The following is a 20,575-nucleotide window of genomic DNA, read 5'->3' as shown; positions in this document are numbered from 1 at the left end:
GCTCAGCGCTTCCGACTTACGGCCTGCCGGATTCTCTCCAGGTCGCCTTTGGCCGAACGGGTATCGACAGTAATGCCGACCGACATTCCGGGAACCAGAAGGGGCCTGACTTCGGGCGGCGCATCGATCGCGATACGGACGGGCACGCGCTGAACGATCTTCGTGAAGTTGCCGGTCGCGTTCTGCGGCGGGAGCACGGAGAACTGGGCACCTGTGCCCGGTGCGAAGCTGGCAACCCGCCCTTTCAGCTCGACCCCGGGGAGCGCGTCGACGTCGATACTGACGGGCTGGCCGACTCGCATGAGACCTAGCTGCGTCTCTTTAAAATTGGCCTCGATGAAGAGGCGCTCCACCGGCACCAGCGTCATCAGGCGCGTTCCGGGCTGTACGAACTGCCCTACCCGGACAGCGAGATCGCCGACGCGACCATCGATCGCTGCCTTGAGCAACGTCGCTTCGGTGTTCACACGCGCGGCTGAGAGCTGAGCACGAGCAGCTTCGGCCTGCGATTGCGCCTGTCGTACCTGGGCACCAAGCGTGCCAACGCGCCTTTCTGCTGCGGTAAGGCCGGCCTGAGCAGCATTGGCGCGCTCATCTGCCTGTCGTGCCTGCGTCTGAAGCTGGGCAAATCGCTCGCCTGGCTCTGCGCCAGACGCCGCCAGCGGCTGATAGCGCGCAACCTGCTGCCGCGCGAAGGCGGCCTCGGCGCGCGCCGAGGCCGCCTGAGCACGCGCCTGGACGATTGTCGCCAGCTGTTCAGCGATCTGCGAACGGCTCGTCTCGACCGCAGCTTTCGCTGTGTCGATCTGGCTGGTGATCTGCTCGCTTTGGGCTCGATATTCGCGAGGGTCTAGTTCTGCCAACTGCTGCCCTTTGCGGACCGCTTGGTTCGCGCTGACAAACACGCGCTCGACATATCCGGCAACTTTCGGGGCCACCACGACAGAGTCCGCCGCCACATAAGCGTTGTCGGTTTTCTGCATGAACTTGCCGCGGTTCTGATGGTCAAAATACCATACCAACCCCGCTCCCACGATCGCGACCGCGACAACCAACAGCGCCAGCCGAACCCGTACCGACTTGAGCGGACCAGCGGGCCGCTCGCCGACATCGTCATGGTCGCCTGAACCGACTGTGGGATCTTCCACCATTCTATTCCCGATCAACTATCGATTCAAAGAGCCGGGGGACTTGCCACGGCGGCCAAGCTTCGGCAATACCACATTATATGGAACCTCACCAATCGGGTATACGTGGGATCGCAACCACCTTCGGCTGGACCTGGTACAGGATGCGGCGGCTGATCGACGCCTATCTTGCCTGTCAGGGTGCATCGATGGCCCAACTAAAACTGCTCGCGTATCTCGCGGAACAACCGCGCCGCTCCACCGACATTGCGAGCTTTTTCGATCAGGCGCCCCGCACTGTTACTCAGGCGATCGACGCGCTCGAGCAAAATGGTCTCGTGTTCCGATCGCCTGCTCCGGACGATCGCCGGTCCAAACTGGTGCAGATAACAGACGCCGGCCGGGCCACGTTGGGACTGGCCATGCCGCTCTACGACGACATCGTAGGGCAGACCTTCGGAAGCCTGACAGCGGATGAACTCGAGGGTCTCGACGCAGCGATCAAACATTTGAACCGGCTCGTCGACCATCTGGAGACGAAGGCCAGCGTTCCCGAGACCCAAGTTCCCGCCCCGAAAAGCCGGGCGCATGATTGATCTAGCTCCTACCGATGAAGCCGATACGACTGCTCTAAAAGAAAGGGAGCGGTTCGCGCAGATTCTCGTCCTGTTCGGCCGGCACGGTCTCAAGGGGCTGGCCGCTCGGTTGGGTCTGGGGGGCGGGGGGGGGGCGAGCCGATTGAAGATACCCGGCCGGAAGCGATCGTCGCGCTTTTGCGGGATATCGGCCCTGTCGCGGTCAAATTCGGACAGATCCTCGCGATGCGAAGCGACCTTCTGGAGCCGGCATGGGTCGATGCACTTTCAAAACTGCAGGACCGCGTTCCTCCGCTTCCATTCGCGGCCGTGCAGCCGCTGATCGAGGAGGCGATCGGCGGCCCAATCGAAACGAGTTTTAGTCACTTCGACACCGAAGCGCTTGCGGCGGGTTCGATCGCTCAGGCGCATGCGGCGACGCTGCTCGACGGGCGTGACGTTATCGTCAAGATTCGCCGCCCAGGCATCGAGCGGATCGTCGATGCCGATCTTCGGCTCTTGCGAAGACTGGCCCGGGTTGCGGAGCGCCGTATCCCCGAGATCGCAAGACTGAAGCCGGACGAGTTGCTGCGCCATTTCGCCGAGAGCCTCGCCCGGGAGATGGACCTCAGCGCAGAAGCGCGCGCCAGCGACGCGATCGGTGAATATCTTAAAAACTACGGGGTTCGAACCGCACGCTTCGATTGGGAGCTTTCGGGAAGGCGAGTGAACATCCAGGAGCGGCTCCGCGGATTTCCCGCAAGCGATCTGGACGCGGCACGCCGAAGCGATCTCGATCTGGCTGCGCTTGCCCGCACCTATGCGCAGGCGATCCTGCGCATGATCATCATAAACGGTCACTTCCACGCCGATCCGCATCCCGGCAACGTCTTCTTCCTTGAAGACGGGACGCTTGGCCTGATCGATTTCGGCGCTGTGGGCACCCTCCTGCCGAGACGCCGGGAGGAACTCGTTCGGCTTGGCCTCGCGATCGCTTCGGAGGACACCGGCGGTATCGTCGATATCCTTATGCTCTGGGCCGGTGATCCGGACGTGGACCGGGTCCGGCTCGAAGAGGCAATGGCCGAACTGATCGACCGCTTCAGCAACGTCCTGCTCGATCAGATTGACCTCGCCGACATTTTTCAGATGGTATTCGCGATTCTGCGCGACTTTCATCTCGCGCTTCCACCGGACCTTGCCCTGGTGCTCCGGACCTTGCTGACCGCCGAGGGGTTCGTCCGGCGCATCGATCCGGCATTCGACATTGCTCGAGAGCTTGCTCCGATAGCAAAGGAAATGATGCGGGAGCGGGCTAGCCCTGCCCGGCTGCGCGGCGAGGCAGGCAAGCTGCTCGCAGCGCTCGGACGAGTGGTTCTGTCAACGCCGAACCTCGTCGGACAGATCGAGAAGATTGCGCGAACCGGCTCGATCACCGTCAGTATCGCGCCCAAGGACCTTGAGCGTTTACGCGGAAGAGAGCGTGCCGGCAGGGTTACTCCGCAGCTCTATCCTGCCACCCTCGCGATCTGCGCGGCGATAGTGTTTTCCTCGCAGCCTCTCCTGGCGGGACTGTTGGCTCTCGGTGCTGTTGCACTGGCCGTTTTCGAAGGTGTGAGGCGGCGATGAGCGCGGCGCACGCAGAGCCGACCGCGAAGCATCGCTCCTGGCGCGACGGGCCTCGGGATTCCTAGCTCCCGATGGAAACGCATTCAAACTGGTTGAAGGTAAGCCTGATCGTGGGCATGCTCATGATCACTGCGATCGGATTCGCTTTATGGCTTCTCCAGGAGAGCGATGCCAAGGGGCCGACGTACGAGATTCGATTTGAACAATCTGTCGATGGCCTGCAACCAGGGTCAGCCGTGAACCTTCTCGGTGTTTCCATCGGCCGCGTAACTGAGATCCAGGTTCAGCCCAGGAATCAAGATTTCATCACCGTCCGGTTCGCGCTGACCAGTGACACGATTCTTCATCGCGGTGTGACAGCGTCGATCGAACGATCGTTATTTGATGGATCGGCAAAACTGAGCCTGAGCGGCGACAACAATCGCGACCCAGTGCTCGCGGCGCGAGAGGGGCAGCCGTTCCCGATCGTACCGGCAAAAGGCGGCGGACTCTCCCCGCGCCCGCGGGCGAAGCTTCTGAAACAAGCGATGCGAACGTATACCGAAACTGGAAAAGATCTGGTTCGAGAATAATCGGATGAATACGTCGCAGCCTGGACACTTCGGTCCCAATCGCGTCACGCCGGACCAAGGCCACATAATTGATCCAGTCTGAGAAGGGCACCGAGCACCATGCGTGAAATCCCGTCCGATATCGTACAGACGTGGGCGCCAGATCCTGCATGCCTGCCCGATTGGTTTGTCGGCGCGCTATCCGTGCCGCGGGAGGAGGGCTTCGTCGAGGTTTCTGGTGTGAGAATGCATTACTTCCGCTGGGGAGATCGTTCCGCGCCTCCTTTATTGATGACCCATGGCTTTCTCTCTCATGCACGGTGCCTGGCGTTCGTCGCGCCTTACCTCGCTGAAAATTACCATGTGATCGCCTACGACCATTCAGGAATGGGGGACAGCGACGTTCGCGAGAATTGTGACATGGTCGCGCGAGGACGGGAGATGATCGGGGTCGCGGAGGCCCTTGGACTTTTTCGCCATGAGCACAAGCCGATCATCGTCGCACACAGCTTTGGCGCGGCAGTCGCGCTCAAGGCGATCACCCTGGCGCCGGATGCCTTTGCCGGCACGGTGATCTGCGATCTGATGGTGCTGCGTCCGTCCAGCTTTGACGCCGTTTGGGGGGGCGGCCGCACCGGCCCGGGATCGGGCGACCCCGATCGCCCGCATAAGCGTTACCCCGATTACGCAAGTGCCCGCGAGCGGTATGTTCTATCTCCGCCACAGCCCGTTGGTCAGGCGTTCCTGATGGATTACATGGCCTACCACTCACTTCGACGCGAAGGCGAAGCGTGGACCTGGAAGTTTTCGCCGTCGGTGTTCAAGCGAGATAATGTGCCGAGCGAATGGCTTGAAATGGGCCAAACGCTGGTCGAGGCGCCAGGCCGCAAGGCAATAGTACACGGCGAGCAAAGCCTGCTTTTTACTAGTGATTCCAGTGATTACGTCCGCGAACTCGGCGGCATCAACATTCCGATTATCGCTGTACCCGAAGCACGGCATCATCTGATGCTCGATCAGCCGCTGGCGTTCGTCGCCGCCTTGCGCGCGCTGCTTGCCGGTTGGAGCATCGAGCAAGATTAGCCCGTCTTATTCATGGGGGGCCATCTGATCGGTTGGCGGGAATGGCATAAAGCACTGACTTGCTGTAGGGAATTGGGTGTCTAGACCAACCTGCAACGAGGCATAAAATGCCACAGGCCACACCCGCCAAGATCGGTGATAGCGCCGCTCCGATTTCGTTTCCAGCGGTCGGACGCAAGAAAGTCACAGCCGCGTTTGACGGTGGTCGGCTGACCTCTGATGGTGGTGTATTGCTGCTGGCGCGGGCTGAACGTGCGATGGGGATCTGTGCGCAACTGGCTGCCTGCATTGCCGACCGGCGAGATCCCGCCCGGGTCACCCACAAGCTGGACGACATCCTGCGGGCACGCATTCTGGCGATCTGCTGTGGCTATGAAGACGCGGACGACCTCGACACGCTGCGTGACGATCCGGGCTTTCGCCTGGCGCTCGGCAAACTGCCCGGATCGGGCGCAGGACTTGCCAGCCAACCGACCATGAGCAGGTGGGAGAATGCGCCGACCACGCGCGAACTGGCGCGCATGATGGGGGAGATGGTCGGCATATATTGCGCCAGCCATCCGACCCCGCCTGCGGCGGTGACGTTGGATATCGATGATACCTGTGATGTCGTCCACGGATACCAGCAATTGTCGTTCTGGAATGGCCATCATGGTGAGCGCTGTTTCATGCCGATCCATGTCTACGATACCGCGACCGGACGACCAGTCGCCATGCTGTTGCGTACAGGCAAGACGCCATCGGGTGCTGAGGCGGCTGGGCACATTCGACGGCTGTTTCGCCATATCCGCCGTCACTTGCCCAGCACCCACATCACGATCCGGGGTGACGGGCACTACGGCAGGTAACCGGGGCATATTTCCGGGCGGGGGTCTTTTCAAACGGACGGCGGTGTGATTCACTGTCGATGACTCGTGGACGTTCTGGCCCTTTCGATGATGTCACGTTGTCGGATGTTCGGCGGGTCATTTCGGCTATGTCGGATCAACTTGGGGCTCTTCAGGAAGCGGTCGCGACGCTGACGGCGGAGAATGCGGCGCTGAAGGCCGAGAACGAGGCGTTGAAGGACGAGATAGCGCGGCTGAAGGGGTTGCCGCCGCGGCCGAAGTTCAAGCTCAGGCCATCGGGGATGCCCACAAACGCGGTGCTGCGTGCCGATCCCATAATCGTGACAGTGGCCGATGCCTGCGCAACCCAGCGCGCCGAAGAAGATCGCCCGGTCCTGCGCCTCTCTGCCGAGACCCGCTACGCCGCGAAAAGCTGGAAGCACGAGCGCCGCGTTGTCGCCCGGATCGAAGCCCGCACCATGGGCATGGACATCCGCACCGTCGTCACCTCGTTGACCGCGCCCGGCCCGGAGAACCTGTACGAGGTCTATTACTGCGCACGTGGCAATGCAGAAAACCTGATCAAGCTGCACAAGAGCCAGCTTTCCAGCGACCGGACCTCGTGCCGGTCGGCCAACGCCAACCAGATGCGCCTAATCCTGCACACCGCTGCCTACTGGCTGATGTGGCGCGTACAGCAAGCCATCCGCAAAAAAGCCGCGCTCGCCACGGCCGAGTTCGCCACAATGCGCGTGCGTCTCCTCAAAATCGCCGCCCGCGTCATCGAAACATCCACCCGCATCCGAGTCGCGTTCGCTTCCGCCTGCCCAGATGCCGACTTGTTCCGCACCATCGCCAACGCGCTTAAACCTGCGCCACATAGTCGACGCGGCGGTGCCGCCGAACACTCGAACCCTGTCCGTAAAACCTGCAAACCTGTCGATCCGCCGCGATGAAATAGACGCAACGACGGAGTACAGCCTGCTTGGGCCTATGTCCCTGCCGAAAGCCAGACCGAACCAGTCAGCGCACCCTCACGAATAAGAGAGGTTATACCAAGTCCCACGGACGGTCACCCATGTGCCCATGATCGCAGGCCGATGGACATGATGAGCCACGGCTGATCGACGAGACGGTTCCATGCAAAGCAGCAGTGATCGAGGATGTCGGCGTAAGATTTGAAGATCCTGTTCGAGAGCCAGTTGTCGCGCATGAACTGCCAGACATTTTCAACCGGGTTGAGTTCGGGGCATTTCGACGGCAGCGGCAGCAAGGTGATGTTGGAGGGGACGATGAGCGCGCCAGAGCCATGCCATCCCGCCTGGTCGAGGAGCAGTATGGCGTGTGCGCCCGGCGCGACGGCGGCGGAGATTTCCGCCAGATGCAAGGCCACTCCCCTGGGTGTTGCATCGCGGCAGCACGAGCGCCGCGCCCTTGCCCTCGGCCGGGCAGATCGCTCCGTAGATATAGGCTGATGCCGTGCGCTGGTCCTTCGGTGCCGAGGGCCGGGTTCCGCGACGTGCCCAGCGCCGCGTGATCCCGTTCTTGGCCGACCCGCGCCTCGTCCTGCCACCAAAGCTCTATTGCCGTGCCGCGCGGGAGCGTTGCCCGGATCGTCGCCACCTCGGCGGAGAAGTTTTTTTAAACGTCGGGATGGCATCATCGTCCTGCGCATGATGCCGCGGGCGCGCCGACAGCTTGCGATACCCCATGGCGCGCAACTCCCGGCTCAATGTCTGCTTGCTGACGCTGATGGCGAACTCGTCCCACACCCACTGCGCCAGATCGATCAAGCGCCAACGCACGACACCGTGCGATGCCGGGATCGGACCACTCTCGACGATCTGCGCCAGGGCCCGACGCTGCGCGTTATCGAGCAGCGGCACACCACCAGGTGGCACCGCATCGATCAGGCCATCAGGCCCGGCGGCGTTGAACCGCAGCACCCAATCGCGAACCGTCTGAAGACCAACGCCGCCAAGCTGCGCCGCATCGCTGCGCGTCCCGCCCTCGTAAATCGTCGCCAGCGCCAGCAGCCGACGCACCTGGTTCGCGTCACCGCTCGATCGCGCCAGCGCGCGCATCCTTGTCGCCGTAAAATCAGCCCGAAGCGCCACTGCCGCTGCCATCGCAAACCTCCCTCAGGTTCGCGACCATTGAATCGAACTTCAGACCGTTTGGGAATCCCCTATGAGTCACCGATCACGAGATTTGGTATTATGCGGTGACTTCGGTAGCACTCATATTCGGCGACGAGACGTTGGATCTGGGTCGCTTCCCAACGCGAGATCGGGTTCACCCCCTTCGCTATGGTGACGTGGCCAGCGCGTTGCTAAAATGAGGTTGTTACATCGGTCAGGCTAGCCGAGATGTTGCCGTCTCGACGATCGCCTTCGGCGGAATCGATCCTCGAATGAGAACGTCGAGGCATTACGCGTGTGGAGATTGGAGTTTTGCTTATGACAACTCTGTCTCAAGCAGAGATCGCCAACTGGCTCGCGCTTTACGCGGCGGCAGGTGTGTGTTGCGGCCTGGCCGTGATGCTGTCTGTCGCAACGTCAATCTATGATCTGTATCGCGAGCGGGCCTGGCTCGGGCTGAAGTCGACCGGCGATGTGCTGCGCTTTCTGCCAAGAACCTGGTGGCGTTGGCAGAAGAGCTACTTGTTATCGACGCCCGTGACGCTGCTCATCGTCGGATCATTCGCCGCGACGCTGACTTGGAACTGAAGGCCGCGGCCGTCCTCGCTTCAACCTAACAGCGCGTAGGCCAGAATACTTCCGACGTGTCCGGCTTCCAGATCCTCCGGCGTGATACAGACGACGGGGGCGATCTGCGCCATTCTCGGGTGGGTGGCGGCCTTGGAGGCCAGATATTCCTCGTTGGAAAATCCCATCGCCTCAACGATGAGCGTCCGGATTTCGCCTGTGCGTCGCGAGCGCGCCTCAAGCATGAAATCAGGCCGGCAAGAGCCGAGCGGTGTTAGTCTGTCGAATACCGGCTTCTCGATCGCAATGTCGATGCCTTCACGGTCCAAGGCGTAGCGCGCACCAAGAAGCGCCCGCAACATGCTTCGCTCAAATTCTGAATCGACGGGGATGAAGCGGTTGCCGGAGAAAACGGGCTGAGCATAGGCTCTCAAAGGCGCATAGCCATGGGCCTCGGGATATTCGCCGATCACCACGATGATGAGAAAAGGGCCCTTGATGTGATTGCCACGTACCGACGGTGACTGAATTCGGTTTGCAACGGAAATCGGATCCGACCCAGCTGGAAAGATGGTCGATCCCCGAAACCCTTTTGCGAAGACCGTCAGAAAGCCTTGGGGTGCATGCCCGCGAGGCCATGTTCGGGCGAGCTCGCGGATGCCAGCGTATGCGCGCTTGCTGTGAAGAGCCTTGGCGTGTGTCCACAGTGCCCGGCCGAGTTCGATGCCTGGCGCGATCTCGACCTTTCCCGCCGCCGCGGTCAGTGCTTCGAATTCATGCGTGATCGAGCGTTCCGTCGACTCCTCTGAGATCGGGGCGGAGAAGTTGAGGCCGGAGACGTTCAAAAAGGCGCCAGAGCAGGCGCGCCAACCTGGGCATGGAGGCGTTCCGGGTACGATCGTCACTGCTCTCCTCGTCCGGCCGTTGAGCAAGCTTCTCGGGAGCGGGCCGCAGGACCTCGAAGTAGCCGACGGGCGGGTCGACCGGTGTTTCGGGATTGCGGACTTCGCTGATGCGGTTGGTCGCCTGGTCACGAAAGAAGGGGCAGGTTGGAAGGTGTTCGGCGCGCTTCGAGCCGGTAAGCCGGCGCAGATAGTAGGTTTCGGCCTCTGAAAGGAATGCAGGCGTGAGCATCGGGGGCTCGCGATCGCTGCCAAGGCAGTCGCATGCGAGCCATTTCTCGCCGATGCGCGCCTGCTGGACAAGCATGATGCCGGCCTCTTCGTCAGGCCGGGAGCCTCGCCGGCATACCACCGGACTAGCGCTTTCCGAAGCGGGCCGGGGAGGGGGATACGGGCCTTGCTAAGCCCGTCGCTATGGCGATCGATCAACCACATGGACGCGCCTGTCGGTACGGGTTTCGGTGATGCTTGCCGAGCCGGGATGCATTGACAACCCCATTCGCCGGATCTCAACTTTTCAAAATCGCGGTTTTGGAGGTTGAGATGCGATCACTTCTACTGAGATGCGTGGTGCTTTGGTCGGTAGCATGGTTGCCTCTTATGCTTCCGCAGAGCCGGTGAAGCCGACAAGAACGGCGCAGCTCATCGTGATGTCGGCCGGCCGGCCGCCACCGACAGAGGTCGCAGAAGGCCAGCAGCGCTCGCGAGTGAAGAGAAAGGCGGCGGGGCGAGGTCAACAGGCATTTCGGAGTCCAATGCTCCCTTTAGGTCCATGATCTGAGCCGCGGATGGGTCGAATTCGAGATGAGGAACAGCTTTGCGTCCGCTGGCCTGTCAGCGGTGCCCGCTGATACCGAAATTGACCCCTTTGCGCATGTGGGCGTCGCCCGGGTCGGAGTTGCATCGCTGCAGACGGCCGCACCAGCACCGCCAGCAATTCCAATTCCTCCGTGGATGCGGAGCGGAATGGCCTTTGCTGCCGCTGCGACGCAATACGCACCAGGATGTGGTGTGAGCGCGTATCGCCCGGCTGGCTTCCTGAGCACCGCGGCCGAAAACCGGCGGTTCGGCTACTATGCGCTGATGAGCAGTATCGCATGCGAGTATGGGATTCCGACGGGCCTGTTCGACGCGATGATTATTAGGGAAAGCGGCTACCAAGCATCCATCTACTCCTCGAAGAACGCATTTGGATTGACGCAGCTGATGCCGGATACGGCGCAGGGCCTGGGTGTCGATCGCTACGATCTCGAGCAGAATCTGCGCGGCGGAGCCAAATATCTGAAGCAGCAACTCGACCGCTTCGGTCAGGTGCACTTGGCGTTGGCCGCCTACAATGCTGGTCCCGGGCGCGTGCGCAACGGCTTCGTGCCGCGCATCGCCGAGACCCAAGCCTATGTCGAAAGCGTGCTGCTGAACTGGCGCCGTTTGGCCGGCGTTCCAGAAGCGGCAAATCTTGGGATGGACGCCTCGCAACAATCCAGGCGCCCGATGCCCGCAGTTGGTCGTGCCGTCAGAGTTTCGACCTTTTGAAGACCATGCGCGCTATAGTCCGATACGGCTGGTCTCGGTCAGCTCCGCCCTGCGGGCCAGAATCCTCGTGACTTCCTTTACCAGCTTTTCGACCACGGCCTCCTTGAGGGGAGTCGCCCATTCGCGTCGGATTTCGGTGCCATCGATGCCCTCGATCTCGTCAAGAGCCTGGATAAGCCTGGAAGGCAAGCCACTGAAGAGTTCAGACAGCATCAGGAGGAGCGTCGTAAAGCGTTCGTCGTAGAGCATATCTGGATCGATTTGCGATTCGACGCTGATAATCGCTTGGATGATACTGATGCCCATCGCCGCAAGGATCTTTTGAAATTCCACCAGGGAAATGTTCGGCCGCTTTCTGGGATCGCTATGCAACAGCAATCCAAGCCTGCTTTTGCTGATGCCCGCCCTTAACGAGAGCTCACGGATATGCAGGCCTCGCTCAGCCATCGCCTTCCGGATCATCATGACATAGTCGCGCGGCTCCTTATCCTCGAGACGATCAGAACTGTCGGAAACCGCGTCCGTGGCAAGTGACGACTTCACACTGCCCCCCCGATCCAAGTGCTTGGGATCAAGTGAGCAAATCATAGCACCCCAGCATTAGCAAGGCGTGGTGGACGTGAGAAATTGTGGTTTCTATAAATTAACTATTTGAAAGGTAAAACATTTCCTTCTCGGGATTGGCCGGAATGCTTATCGTCTCCATTCTGGTTGAATTCGCCAAGACCCATGCGATCGAGCACTTCAGCGGCCTTTCTCTCGGCGACATAGTCGAAGAGCAAGACTGACAATGCGTCGCCGACCGTCATGTCTGATCCGAGCTTCCGGCAGAGATGCTCGCGCGTTTGATCCAGACTCTCGGCGCTGGTCTTCAGGATGTCGAGGCTGATGTGAATATCCCCATCGGTCGGTATGGCATGAAAGTGCTTTCGCAGCGTGTCGGGCCTGTGTTCCTCCCCGCAATTTTTCGTTTCAGCGCGACAGTTCACGAGGTTCGCCAGCGTCTGGTACTGGCGTGTCTCGTTCGAATGAAGGCGCAGGCTCTCAGTCGTCAAACGGAAGAGATCGATGGAAATATCCAGAACGTAGTTGCGGTTGTCCGCACTCATGTTCTCACCCATGACGTTCGATCCCCGCGCTAACGCGAACCCGTCCAGCGCCCCCACCGTGAATGATACGCAGAAACGCGCGCAGCATCGAGTCCAAACAGCGACTCGGTGAAGTGGACACCAAATGATCGTCCGTTCGGCCGTCCCTGCATCGGGACATGGCTTCCTGGAAAGCTGGACAGGACGTCCCGGGATCTGGGACGCGCGTCCCGTTGCGGGGTCGGCGCGTCTCGGAGTCGCAGGCTCAACCATCATTCCTCCCGGAATCCCCGCCTCGGTCCGAGGGCATCGTTGCCGCCCGGATTTGATTGGCCTCACCTTTCAATCGGGCGCGGTTCCGTCGCGTTCGAATTGAAGGGAAACTCTCATGCAGTCTGTCCTCAAGTACAGCGGTCGTGCGGAGCTGGCGGTCTTCGCCCTCATCGCACTCGCGCTCGCTCTGTTCCTGTTCGCCGGTCCGGCATTCGCCGCGCCGATACGACGTTCGACACCGCCCTGACGAAGTTCACCGACTTCCTCGAGGGCTCGGGCGGCAAGATCATCACCGTCCTCTCGCTCGCCGGCGGCATCGTAGCGCTCGCTTCGGGGCGTTTCTCGATGGGCCAGATCGCCATCCCGGTCGGCGTCGGCGTCGGCGCGGGTACCGGCATTCCGATCGTCACCTCCACCGTCACGGCAACGATCTGAAGGGTCCGACAGTCGGTCGGAATAGCAGATCCGGCCGGCTTTTGGAGAGGGTGGTGCAATGGCCGCGGACAAGTACGTCATACCGTCTCATCTAGACGACCCTGAGCTAATCGGGCTGTGGACGCTAGATGAATTCCTGGCGATGGTTATTCCGTTCGTCTGGGGAATCCTGTCTCAGCACATTCTCATTGGCGTCGTTCTTTCGGGTGCGGGTTGGTGGGGACTGAAGAAGGCTAAGGCAGGGCGGGCGACGTCTTGGCTCCTCCATCTGGCCTATTGGCATCTTCCTGCCGGCTTCACCGGCATGAGGGCCACACCACCCTCCTATCTCCGATTGATGGCCGGGTAAGATGGAGATCTCCCACACTCACGCTCAAAGCCAACGGGTCCTGCGGCAGCGCAATCTCCTCGTGATTGTGTCGGTGGTCCTGGGAGTCCTCGCCGGGATCCTGTTGCTGGTCACCGCGACCCGCGACCGCGAGATCGTGCTGCAGCCTGTCCTGGCGCGGCCCTTGGCCGTCAGCAGCTCAGGGGTCTCTCGCGAGTATCTCGAACTGATAACCCGCGACACAGCGGTGCTGACCCTGGACCGAAGCCCTGCCAACCTTGAATATTGGATGAAGTCGGTCCTCGAGATCACGGCGCCGAGCGCGCAGGGGAAGATCCGCGGCGACCTCATGAAGATCGTCAACGAGCAGCGCGGCTCCTCGATCGCGCAGTTCTTCACGATCCAGACGATGGAAATCGATCCGAAGAACCTGTGGTCCACGGTCACTGGGGATCTGCACACGATCGTCGGGAACAAGGTCGTTTCGAGCGAGCGCCGGACCTTCCGCTTCGATTGGCAATATTCCGGACTGTCCCTGAAGCTTGTCGGCTTTGGAATGGTGACGACCGGCAAGGAAAAGGATCAGTGATGTCGGTCTACGCCATTGGCAGCGCCGCGACCGGTGCCGTCTTCCTCTCCCGCTATTACTGCTATCTGAGCCGTATCATTGGCGCGTCACTGGTCGCGTTATCATTCTTCCTCATCGCGGGGCCGGCATGGGCAGACCAAACGGTAATGGCGTCCGACGGCAGCCAGGTCGACTGCGCCGCCTCGGCAAAAGACCTCACCAGGATCAGCCTCGTCGAGGATGAATTCGCCTCGGTCTCGAAAATCTCGACGGGCAATCCCGCCGACGACTTTTCGGTCGTGAACGAGCCGGTCCGCGGCGACATCTATCTGTCGGTGCCGGAAGGGTTCGGCCGTCAGGCCCTTTCCTTTTTCGCGACCAGCAAGCGGGGTTATGTCTACAAGTTCGTCTGCCGCATCGCGGGCGAACAGGCGGTCCAGGTATTCATCTCGAACCCGACCATCGCGAAGGACAAGGCGGGCGATGCGACACCGCAGTTAGCAGCGGCAAATCCGCAGGAAACGGCCGTCGAGCTCGTTCAGGCCATGTACTCGAACAGCGTCGTCGATGGCTATGAGATGCGCCAACGGGCGCTTCGGCCGGTCTATGTCGGCACGCTTAAAGTCCAGATGATCGCCGAATATCGCGGCACCGATCTCACCGGCCGCGTGCTTCGCATCGAGAACAAGGGCCCGGCGCCGGTGACGCTGACCGAAGCGACGGTCGCGCCATCGAGCGCGCTGGCAGTGTCGATCGCAGAGCCGAAGCTCGATCCAGGGAAGGTCACGACGGCCTACCTCGTCTCGCAAAACGGGAGGCAGTGACATGGCTTTGGCCGATATCTTCCGGCGCAAGCGCGCGCCTCTCGATGGAGGACCAGAGGAGGAGGGCGTCTCTCCGGTCTCTAGCGATCTGACCGCGAACGAGAGCGTCCGCAAAAAGCAGCGGCTGTTGCTTGCGGGCGTCGCTGGCGCCGGGCTCATCGCCTCCTCGTTTTGGATCTTCGGCGACGACGGCGGAAAATCTGCTTCCACCGATAGCGATCCCGCCAAGGTCGAAGTCTCGACCAAAGACATGGTCAACAAGAACCTCAACCAGCAGGAGTGGATGGCGCTCTCGGAAAATCAGATGCAGTCGGTCGAAAACCAGCTGAAATCGGTCAACGGGCAGCAGCAACGGGTCGACCAGCTCGCCCAGCAACTCGAACAGCTGAAAGGCGAGAATCAGGCGATGCGCGCCGATGGCGCGCGGGTGCTTTCAGCTTACCAGGCGGAGAATGACCAACTGAGGCGGCAGGTCGCCTCCAAGACTACGGCTCTCCCGCCGGCACCCGGGCCCTCTGGGATGTATGGTCCGAACGGCGTCCAGAATTACCAACGCCCCGATGCCAGCCCCGCCGGACGGCCGATGCCCATCGGCAGCGGCGCTGAGGTCAAGATGGTCAGCTTTCAGACGGCCGACACCGGCACGGCCACGCGCGTCGCGAAGGGAACCACGACTTACAGCGATAGTATCAACTATCTGCCGCCGAACAGCTTCGCGAGCGCCAAGGTCATCGTCGGCGTCGACGCGAGCGCCGGGGTCAACAGCCAGACTGATCCGTTGCCCGTAGTTCTCCGCGTCACAGGGCCTGCGCGCTCGGTCTACCAGAATGGCAAGCTGCTCACGACCAAGATCGAAGGCTGCCTCATCAACGGCGCGGCGCGCGGCGATCTGTCGAGTGAGAAGGTCTACGTAAAGCTTCAGAAGATGACCTGCCCGCAACCTGGCGGTCGCTACGCGGTGTCTGAGGTCAAAGGTTTCATTGCCTTCGGCGGCAAGACCGGAGTCCGCGGCCGCGTCGTCAGCCGCGAAGGATCTCTCGCGATGCAGGCCTTCCTGGCCGGTCTGGTCAGTGGCGGCGGCAACGCGCTCAACACCGCCTTCAACCAGCCCTTGGCGACCATCGCCCGCGATGGCGAGGGCAGCATCAACCGCACGCCCAATTTCGGCAGCGTCGGCCTGCGCGCGCTCGGCGGCGGTGCCGCGGAGTCCGGCAAGGACGTCTCGAAATATCTGATCGAGCGCGCCGAGCAATATCAGCCTGTGATCGAGATGCCGACCGGCATCGATGTCGAAATCGTCTTCCTGGAGGGTGTGTATGTCCGCAATTGATCGACTGCGTAAGCTGCGCCTTTTCACACGGCGGGCTCCCGTCCTGGCGGCGATCGGCGCGATCGGCGTGGCTAGCATCGCACTGGCCGCCGATGTGGCGGGTCCAGACGAAGCAAAGGTTACGGGTCTCCTGAAGGCGCGTCTGCCGAAGACGGAAGTCTCCAAGGTCAATTGCGAGAAAATCGAAGGGCTCTGCGAGGTCACCGCGGGCGCGAACCTCTTCTACGTCAATCACGGTGCTCGTTATCTTATCATCGGCCGCGTCTACGACATGGAGACGCGCCAGGATCTGACGGCGGCCCGGCTACTCGAGATCAACCCCGACATGTTGGTCGGCGGGGCTGCGAAAGCAAATGCCGCGGCAGCTGCCGGCGGCGAGGAGGGCGGGGGGGAAGTTACGAGCGCTTCAGCCAGTGCCGGGCGGACTACGGTCCCCACGCGCCCTGCCATGCTTAACCTGACCGGCTTGCCGAACGAGGGCGCGATCGTCTGGGGTAATAAGACGGCCAAACAAAGCGTCACCATCTTCACGGATTTCCGCTGCGGCTATTGCCGCGCGCTCACCAACGTCTTGCGCGGTATGGACGTGAAGGTCGTGGAGCGACCGATCTCGGTCCTCGGCAGCCGAGACATTGCCGATCGCGTCTACTGCTCCAAGAACCAGGAACAGGCGCTTTATGCCGCTTACGCGGGAGAGCCGTTCAAAGCGCCCGCGGCCTGCGACACCAAGGGCCTCGATGCCAATGAGAAGTTTGCCCAGAAGCACGGCCTGAACGCAACGCCTATCATCGTCCGCAGCGACGGTGCAATCCTCGAAGGCTATCGGCCGAAGGAGTTCCTCGAGGCCTGGCTCAGGGGAGCGAAGTCGTGAGCCGGCGGCTGGGTCGATCCCACCGATCACCGCTCCTACTCGGATCGGCCGCTCTGGCAGCGCTGGCTCTGCTCAGTGGCTGCGCGACGTTCGGCAGCAATGTGCGGGGCAGCTTCTCTTGCGCTGCGCCCGATGGCATCTGCGCGCCCTCTTCATCGATCGACGACCGCGCGCTGGCGATGATCGCAGGTGAGAGTGCAGGCGGGGACGCAACGCCCGCCGGACCTTATATGGAAACCCGCCCGAAGGCGCGGGCGTCGCGGACGGCTGCGACCCGGAAGATCGTGCCCGTCGTGCCCCGCGATGCTCGGCGTACCCAGGAGCGGGTGCTTCGGATTGTCTTCCAGCCCTATATCGATGAACGCGGGCGCTTGCACGAGACGAGCGCGGTCCACGCGGTCGTGCAGAGCGGTGAATGGCAGCAACAGTCGCTGGCATCTGCAACGCTTATTCCTGATCGCAATGCGTCCTCGATGAGCGCGATGCCGGAATCGCTCGCAGACGCCGTCGATCGCGCCGACCCTGCGATCGTCGATGTCGCGGCGATCGATCCAGACCTTCCTGATCCTGCGGCGGTGGCCGCGCGCGGGCGCGCAGTGCCGATCCGGTCGCAGCGATCAAGTCCGACGTTGCGGCTCGTCTAGCCCCCAAGGCGGGCCGCAACGCCCCGGGCCCCGTACCGACCGCGGGAAGGGGCCGGTTGCAGCCGGCGAAGGCACCCACACCAGCGCGGGAGGCCGCTGGCCCAACGGGTAACCCAGGCGCAGCGCCAGCCTTGTCGAAAACGACAATTGCCACTCCGTCCGGTGTGGCGATGGCGCCCAAAACGACCATCGGTGCCGAAGCGATCGCGCGGGTGAAAGCGAGTCCACAATATCAAGCGCAGGCAACCGAGGCTCAAGACGGGGCACGAAGCGCGGTCGGCGCAGGAACGCTGCCGGCAGCCAAGCCAGACGCCAAGCCAGTCGTCCGAGCCGCAGGATTCCCCGCGTCCGTGCCGCAGGAGAATTGAGATGGCGCGGCGCTTTTTCGACGATCTCCTCGCCGGCGTGTTCGGTGACAGCAAGCGTCCCGACGCGCAGCAGCCGGATCTCGCGGTCCCGATGCTCGCGCATTGGCTGCCCTATCGCAGCTACGATCCGAAGACGGGTATCTTCTACAACAGCGCGTCGCGCGGATTTGTGATCGAGGCGGCGCCACTGGTTGGAGCCGACGAGCGCACCGGCGAAATCCTGGCACAGTTCCTATCCGAGGGCATTCCAGCACCGGGATGTTTGCAGTTCCACCAGTGGATGTCACCGCGCATCGGCGAGCGGCTCTCGAAATGGTATCTGCCGCGCTATTCGGCCCGCGGCGTCTACGAACGGATGGCCAAGCACCGCGTCGATTTTCTGACGGACGGTGTCTGGGACTCGTTATCGGCCGACGCGCCATTCTGCCTCCGCAACCACCGTGTCGCAATTTCTTACTCGACCCCAGAATCGTCGAGCGTGTCTGTCGAGCAGATCGTCTCGGTGATGGAAGGGATCATCTCTTCGCTTGCGTCGATCAACGTCGCGGCGCGCACGATGGACCCGGTGGCACTGATCGGATGGATCGACGACATCACGTCGCCGACCACCGCCGCCGGCGATGACGCCGTCAGCTACAATCCGCTCGATCCGATCGCGGACCAGGCGATCCGCCGCGACATCGAGTTGCAGGTCGAGCCGGACCGGATGTTGCTACGGACCGAGCGCTTCCGGCCGACCGGAAAGACGGTCAAGGGCGCGCCGGAGATCGGCGAAATCTATCCCGACGTGTTCGATGTCCGGTCGTTTTCTGTCCGCAATCTGCCGACGCGCTGGGCGCCGTGGGACGTGGCGCGTCTGATCGGTGACATGTTCACCGACAAGCTCCGCATGCCGTGTCCGGTCGCGACGAACCTTTGCATCGATTTCCCCGACGCCCAGGCCTCGACCAACAAGGCGAGCTACAAGTTCATGCGGACGACGAGCCTCGCCGATTCAAAGTCGTCGAGATTCCTGCCACAGTTGCGCGACCAATCTCAGGAGTGGCGCTACGTCAACGAGGAGATCCGGCAGGGTCGCAAGCTCGTCCGGGTATTTTTTAGCGTCACCGCCTTTTCGCCCAAGGGCAGGGGTGACAGCAACGAGCGCGTGCTCAAGTCGGTATATCGGGCTGCAGGCTGGGACCTGCTCGACGACCGCTACCTGCAGGTCATGGGGCTGCTCTGCGCGATGCCGATGACGATGGCCAACGGCCTGTCGAAGGACCTCGAGCGCATGAAGCGGATGCGAACGCTGCTCACCACGACGGCGGCCAATCTGGCACCGATTCAGGGCGAATATCTGGGCGGCCAGATACCCCATTTGCTGTTGATCGGCCGGCGTGGCCAGCCCTTCTTCTGGAGCCCGTTCGAGAATGCCGCCGGCAACCACAATGTCGCGGTCTTCGGCAAGTCGGGTTCAGGCAAGTCGGTCGCGCTCCAGGAGCTGTGCGGCTCGCTCTGCGGCGCCGGTGCGAAGGTGGTCGTGATCGACGACGGCCGCTCGTTCGAGCACTCGGCAAAGCTGCAGGGCGGCGCCTTCGTCGAATTCACAATGAGCTCGGGCTTCTGCCTCAATCCCTTCTCGATGATCGACCAGGCTCAGGCTGCTGAGGACGAAGACTATCTCCTCGACTGCATGGCGATGCTCAAAGCGATCATCAATCAGATGTCGCGCCACATCAACGTGCTCGATGACACCGAGCGAGGCCTGATCGACGGTGCGGTCAACCAAGTCTGGGAGGAGCATGGCAGCAAGGGCTCGATCGATCTGGTGATCGCAGCCCTGGAGGCGACCGGCAACGTGCTGGCATCCAATCTCGGGATCGCGATGCGGCCCTTCTCGTCGGGAGGCACGTACGGGCGCTTTTTTCAGGGTGAAGTCTCGTTCGAGCTGCAAGCGCAGCTCACCGTCTTCGAACTGTCTGACCTGTCGGCGCGCGAGGAACTGCGCAGCGTCGTGCTGACCGCGATCATGTTCATGTCGCAGCAGATGATGCGCAAACTTGATCGCTCGATCCCCAAGGCGCTTCTGCTCGACGAGGCGTGGCAGATGCTCCGTGGCGGCGCGATGGCCGACTTCATCGAGACCTATGCTCGCACTTGCCGGAAATACGGCGCGTCGCTGGTCACCGCGACCCAGTCACTCAATGATTACTACAAGTCGGCCGGCTCGATCGCCGCGCTCGAGAACTCGGACTGGTTCGTCATCCTCCAGCAAAAGCCGGAGACGATCGCGGATTTCAAGAAGCACGATCGCTTCGAGATGGACGATTACACCGACGCCTTGCTGCGGTCGCTGAAGCGCAATGGCTTCGAATATTCGGACATCATGATCAAAGGGCCCGATACGCTCGCTGTCGGCCGCCTCGTGCTCGATCCCTATTCGGCCACGCTCTTCTCCTCGAGCCCGAGGACATTCGCTGCGATCGACGCGCTGATCGCAGAGGGCATGAGCATGGACGAAGCGATCGAGCGGATCGCCTTTCCCGACAATCCCGAAAAATGGGTGAGCAATCTCGTCGAGGCGGACGAGATCGCGATCGCCGCGGAGTAGGATCATGGCGACGGACGCTGACGATGTGACGACCTCCATTACGCGCAAGGGCAGGTTGACGGCGGCCGAGTGGCGGTCCGTCCTCTACTTCACGCTCCATGGGTTTGGATTCTTAGGTAGCACGTTGCTGATCACCTGGGGGCTGTTCTTCCTGTTCTTCCTCGCGATCGGGGGCTTCTCCTTCGACGGCTTCATCCACCAGCTCAACAATTTCACCACGCGCTATGTCGCCGCCGATCAGGCCCGGACCGGCGCATTTCTCAACATTTTTCGCGATCGCGCACATGATCCTCTCGGCGGCCATCATCACCTTCCGCC

The 20,575-nt window shown here is 61.8% G+C and carries 17 protein-coding genes and 4 pseudogenes; 15 read left to right on the top strand and 6 right to left on the bottom strand.

The window, feature by feature from the left end; genetic code table 11:
• Positions 1–2 precede the first annotated feature (2 nt).
• Positions 3–1,151, bottom strand: a complete 1,149-nt coding sequence (locus NW75_RS06680) for an HlyD family secretion protein (RefSeq protein WP_033964359.1) — start codon at positions 1,149–1,151, stop codon at positions 3–5.
• Between the two features lie 140 nt (positions 1,152–1,291).
• Between NW75_RS06680 and NW75_RS06675 the strand changes: the two genes are divergently transcribed.
• The 5 genes and pseudogenes from NW75_RS06675 to NW75_RS28145 all read left to right on the top strand — a co-directional run.
• On the top strand, positions 1,292–1,723 hold the full coding sequence (locus NW75_RS06675) for a MarR family winged helix-turn-helix transcriptional regulator (protein ID WP_052192263.1): 432 nt from the start codon (positions 1,292–1,294) through the stop codon (positions 1,721–1,723).
• 177 nt (positions 1,724–1,900) lie between these two features.
• Positions 1,901–3,331 (top strand): ABC1 kinase family protein, encoded by a 1,431-nt coding sequence (locus NW75_RS06670; RefSeq protein ID WP_052192262.1) that lies wholly within the window; start codon positions 1,901–1,903, stop codon positions 3,329–3,331.
• A gap of 71 nt (positions 3,332–3,402) precedes the next feature.
• Positions 3,403–3,903 (top strand): MlaD family protein, encoded by a 501-nt coding sequence (locus NW75_RS06665; protein ID WP_033964358.1) that lies wholly within the window; start codon positions 3,403–3,405, stop codon positions 3,901–3,903.
• A gap of 99 nt (positions 3,904–4,002) precedes the next feature.
• The gene (locus tag NW75_RS06660; RefSeq protein WP_033964357.1) at positions 4,003–4,965 is read left to right on the top strand and encodes an alpha/beta fold hydrolase; all 963 of its coding nucleotides are present in this window, start codon (positions 4,003–4,005) and stop codon (positions 4,963–4,965) included.
• A gap of 107 nt (positions 4,966–5,072) precedes the next feature.
• A pseudogene (locus NW75_RS28145) lies at positions 5,073–6,664 on the top strand (IS1380 family transposase); the annotation flags it as partial.
• A 200-nt stretch (positions 6,665–6,864) separates the two neighbouring features.
• On the opposite strand, the pseudogene NW75_RS23560 reads toward NW75_RS28145, so the two are convergent.
• Positions 6,865–7,921 (bottom strand): annotated as a pseudogene (locus NW75_RS23560) (IS630 family transposase).
• Between the two features lie 330 nt (positions 7,922–8,251).
• On the opposite strand from NW75_RS23560, the gene NW75_RS06635 reads away from it, so the two are divergent.
• Positions 8,252–8,521: a hypothetical protein gene (locus NW75_RS06635; RefSeq protein WP_010405673.1), complete on the top strand. Its 270-nt coding sequence runs from the start codon at positions 8,252–8,254 to the stop codon at positions 8,519–8,521.
• Positions 8,522–8,541: 20 nt separating this feature from the next.
• Here NW75_RS06635 and NW75_RS06630 read toward each other — a convergent pair.
• A pseudogene (locus NW75_RS06630) lies at positions 8,542–9,837 on the bottom strand (hypothetical protein).
• Positions 9,838–10,242: 405 nt separating this feature from the next.
• On the opposite strand from NW75_RS06630, the gene NW75_RS06625 reads away from it, so the two are divergent.
• The gene (locus NW75_RS06625; RefSeq protein WP_231565018.1) at positions 10,243–10,935 is read left to right on the top strand and encodes a lytic transglycosylase domain-containing protein; all 693 of its coding nucleotides are present in this window, start codon (positions 10,243–10,245) and stop codon (positions 10,933–10,935) included.
• Positions 10,936–10,947: 12 nt separating this feature from the next.
• Here the strand turns inward: NW75_RS06625 and NW75_RS06620 are convergent, their stop codons facing one another.
• Both NW75_RS06620 and NW75_RS06615 read right to left on the bottom strand, forming a co-directional pair.
• Positions 10,948–11,478, bottom strand: coding sequence for a helix-turn-helix domain-containing protein (locus NW75_RS06620; protein ID WP_010405676.1), 531 nt, complete (start codon positions 11,476–11,478; stop codon positions 10,948–10,950).
• A 104-nt stretch (positions 11,479–11,582) separates the two neighbouring features.
• Positions 11,583–12,101 carry a hypothetical protein gene (locus NW75_RS06615; protein ID WP_197057732.1) on the bottom strand — a complete coding sequence of 173 codons (519 nt, stop codon included), beginning with the start codon at positions 12,099–12,101 and terminating at the stop codon, positions 11,583–11,585.
• Between the two features lie 310 nt (positions 12,102–12,411).
• Between NW75_RS06615 and NW75_RS06610 the strand changes: the two are divergent.
• The 8 genes and pseudogenes from NW75_RS06610 to traC all read left to right on the top strand — a co-directional run bounded on the left by NW75_RS06610 (position 12,412) and on the right by traC (position 20,257).
• Positions 12,412–12,731: pseudogene (locus tag NW75_RS06610) on the top strand (TrbC/VirB2 family protein).
• 58 nt (positions 12,732–12,789) lie between these two features.
• The gene (gene traL, locus NW75_RS06605) at positions 12,790–13,080 is read left to right on the top strand and encodes a type IV conjugative transfer system protein TraL (RefSeq protein ID WP_010405680.1); all 291 of its coding nucleotides are present in this window, start codon (positions 12,790–12,792) and stop codon (positions 13,078–13,080) included.
• Between the two features lies 1 nt (position 13,081).
• The gene (locus NW75_RS06600) at positions 13,082–13,648 is read left to right on the top strand and encodes a type IV conjugative transfer system protein TraE (RefSeq protein WP_029622679.1); all 567 of its coding nucleotides are present in this window, start codon (positions 13,082–13,084) and stop codon (positions 13,646–13,648) included.
• The gene (locus NW75_RS06595; protein ID WP_010405683.1) at positions 13,648–14,451 is read left to right on the top strand and encodes a type-F conjugative transfer system secretin TraK; all 804 of its coding nucleotides are present in this window, start codon (positions 13,648–13,650) and stop codon (positions 14,449–14,451) included. Before NW75_RS06600 ends, NW75_RS06595 begins: the two co-directional genes overlap by 1 nt.
• A 1-nt stretch (position 14,452) precedes the next feature.
• Positions 14,453–15,781, top strand: coding sequence for a TraB/VirB10 family protein (locus NW75_RS06590; protein WP_010405685.1), 1,329 nt, complete (start codon positions 14,453–14,455; stop codon positions 15,779–15,781).
• On the top strand, positions 15,768–16,652 hold the full coding sequence (locus NW75_RS06585) for a DsbC family protein (RefSeq protein ID WP_010405687.1): 885 nt from the start codon (positions 15,768–15,770) through the stop codon (positions 16,650–16,652). Before NW75_RS06590 ends, NW75_RS06585 begins: the two co-directional genes overlap by 14 nt.
• The gene (gene traV / locus NW75_RS26085; protein WP_231565017.1) at positions 16,649–17,296 is read left to right on the top strand and encodes a type IV conjugative transfer system lipoprotein TraV; all 648 of its coding nucleotides are present in this window, start codon (positions 16,649–16,651) and stop codon (positions 17,294–17,296) included. The genes NW75_RS06585 and traV overlap by 4 nt, the downstream gene beginning before the upstream one ends.
• Positions 17,297–17,665: 369 nt before the next feature.
• Entirely contained in the window at positions 17,666–20,257 is a 2,592-nt protein-coding gene (gene traC / locus NW75_RS06570) for a type IV secretion system protein TraC (protein ID WP_010405690.1), read from the top strand.
• Positions 20,258–20,369: 112 nt separating this feature from the next.
• Here traC and NW75_RS24990 read toward each other — a convergent pair whose 3' ends face one another.
• Complete coding sequence (locus NW75_RS24990) at positions 20,370–20,564, bottom strand: hypothetical protein (protein WP_197057731.1); 195 nt, start codon at positions 20,562–20,564, stop codon at positions 20,370–20,372.
• Positions 20,565–20,575 lie beyond the last annotated feature (11 nt).

The sequence above is a fragment of the Sphingomonas sp. Ant H11 genome, assembly GCF_000797515.1.
Classification (GTDB): domain Bacteria; phylum Pseudomonadota; class Alphaproteobacteria; order Sphingomonadales; family Sphingomonadaceae; genus Sphingomonas.
Note: the sequence above shows the minus strand (reverse complement) of the source record. Positions and strands in the feature narration are given on the sequence as shown.

Excerpts from the sequence above, each read along its gene's own strand:
- traL (WP_010405680.1), top strand. The coding sequence starts at position 12,790 with ATGGCCGCGGACAAGTACGTCATACCGTCTCATCTAGACGACCCTGAG.
- NW75_RS06675 (WP_052192263.1), top strand. The coding sequence starts at position 1,292 with ATGCGGCGGCTGATCGACGCCTATCTTGCCTGTCAGGGTGCATCGATG.
- NW75_RS06680 (WP_033964359.1), bottom strand. The coding sequence starts at position 1,151 with ATGGTGGAAGATCCCACAGTCGGTTCAGGCGACCATGACGATGTCGGC.
- NW75_RS06600 (WP_029622679.1), top strand. The coding sequence starts at position 13,082 with ATGGAGATCTCCCACACTCACGCTCAAAGCCAACGGGTCCTGCGGCAG.
- NW75_RS06585 (WP_010405687.1), top strand. The coding sequence starts at position 15,768 with ATGTCCGCAATTGATCGACTGCGTAAGCTGCGCCTTTTCACACGGCGG.
- NW75_RS06595 (WP_010405683.1), top strand. The coding sequence starts at position 13,648 with ATGTCGGTCTACGCCATTGGCAGCGCCGCGACCGGTGCCGTCTTCCTC.
- NW75_RS06660 (WP_033964357.1), top strand. The coding sequence starts at position 4,003 with ATGCGTGAAATCCCGTCCGATATCGTACAGACGTGGGCGCCAGATCCT.
- NW75_RS06590 (WP_010405685.1), top strand. The coding sequence starts at position 14,453 with ATGGCTTTGGCCGATATCTTCCGGCGCAAGCGCGCGCCTCTCGATGGA.
- NW75_RS06635 (WP_010405673.1), top strand. The coding sequence starts at position 8,252 with ATGACAACTCTGTCTCAAGCAGAGATCGCCAACTGGCTCGCGCTTTAC.
- NW75_RS06665 (WP_033964358.1), top strand. The coding sequence starts at position 3,403 with ATGGAAACGCATTCAAACTGGTTGAAGGTAAGCCTGATCGTGGGCATG.
- NW75_RS24990 (WP_197057731.1), bottom strand. The coding sequence starts at position 20,564 with ATGATGGCCGCCGAGAGGATCATGTGCGCGATCGCGAAAAATGTTGAG.
- traC (WP_010405690.1), top strand. The coding sequence starts at position 17,666 with ATGGCGCGGCGCTTTTTCGACGATCTCCTCGCCGGCGTGTTCGGTGAC.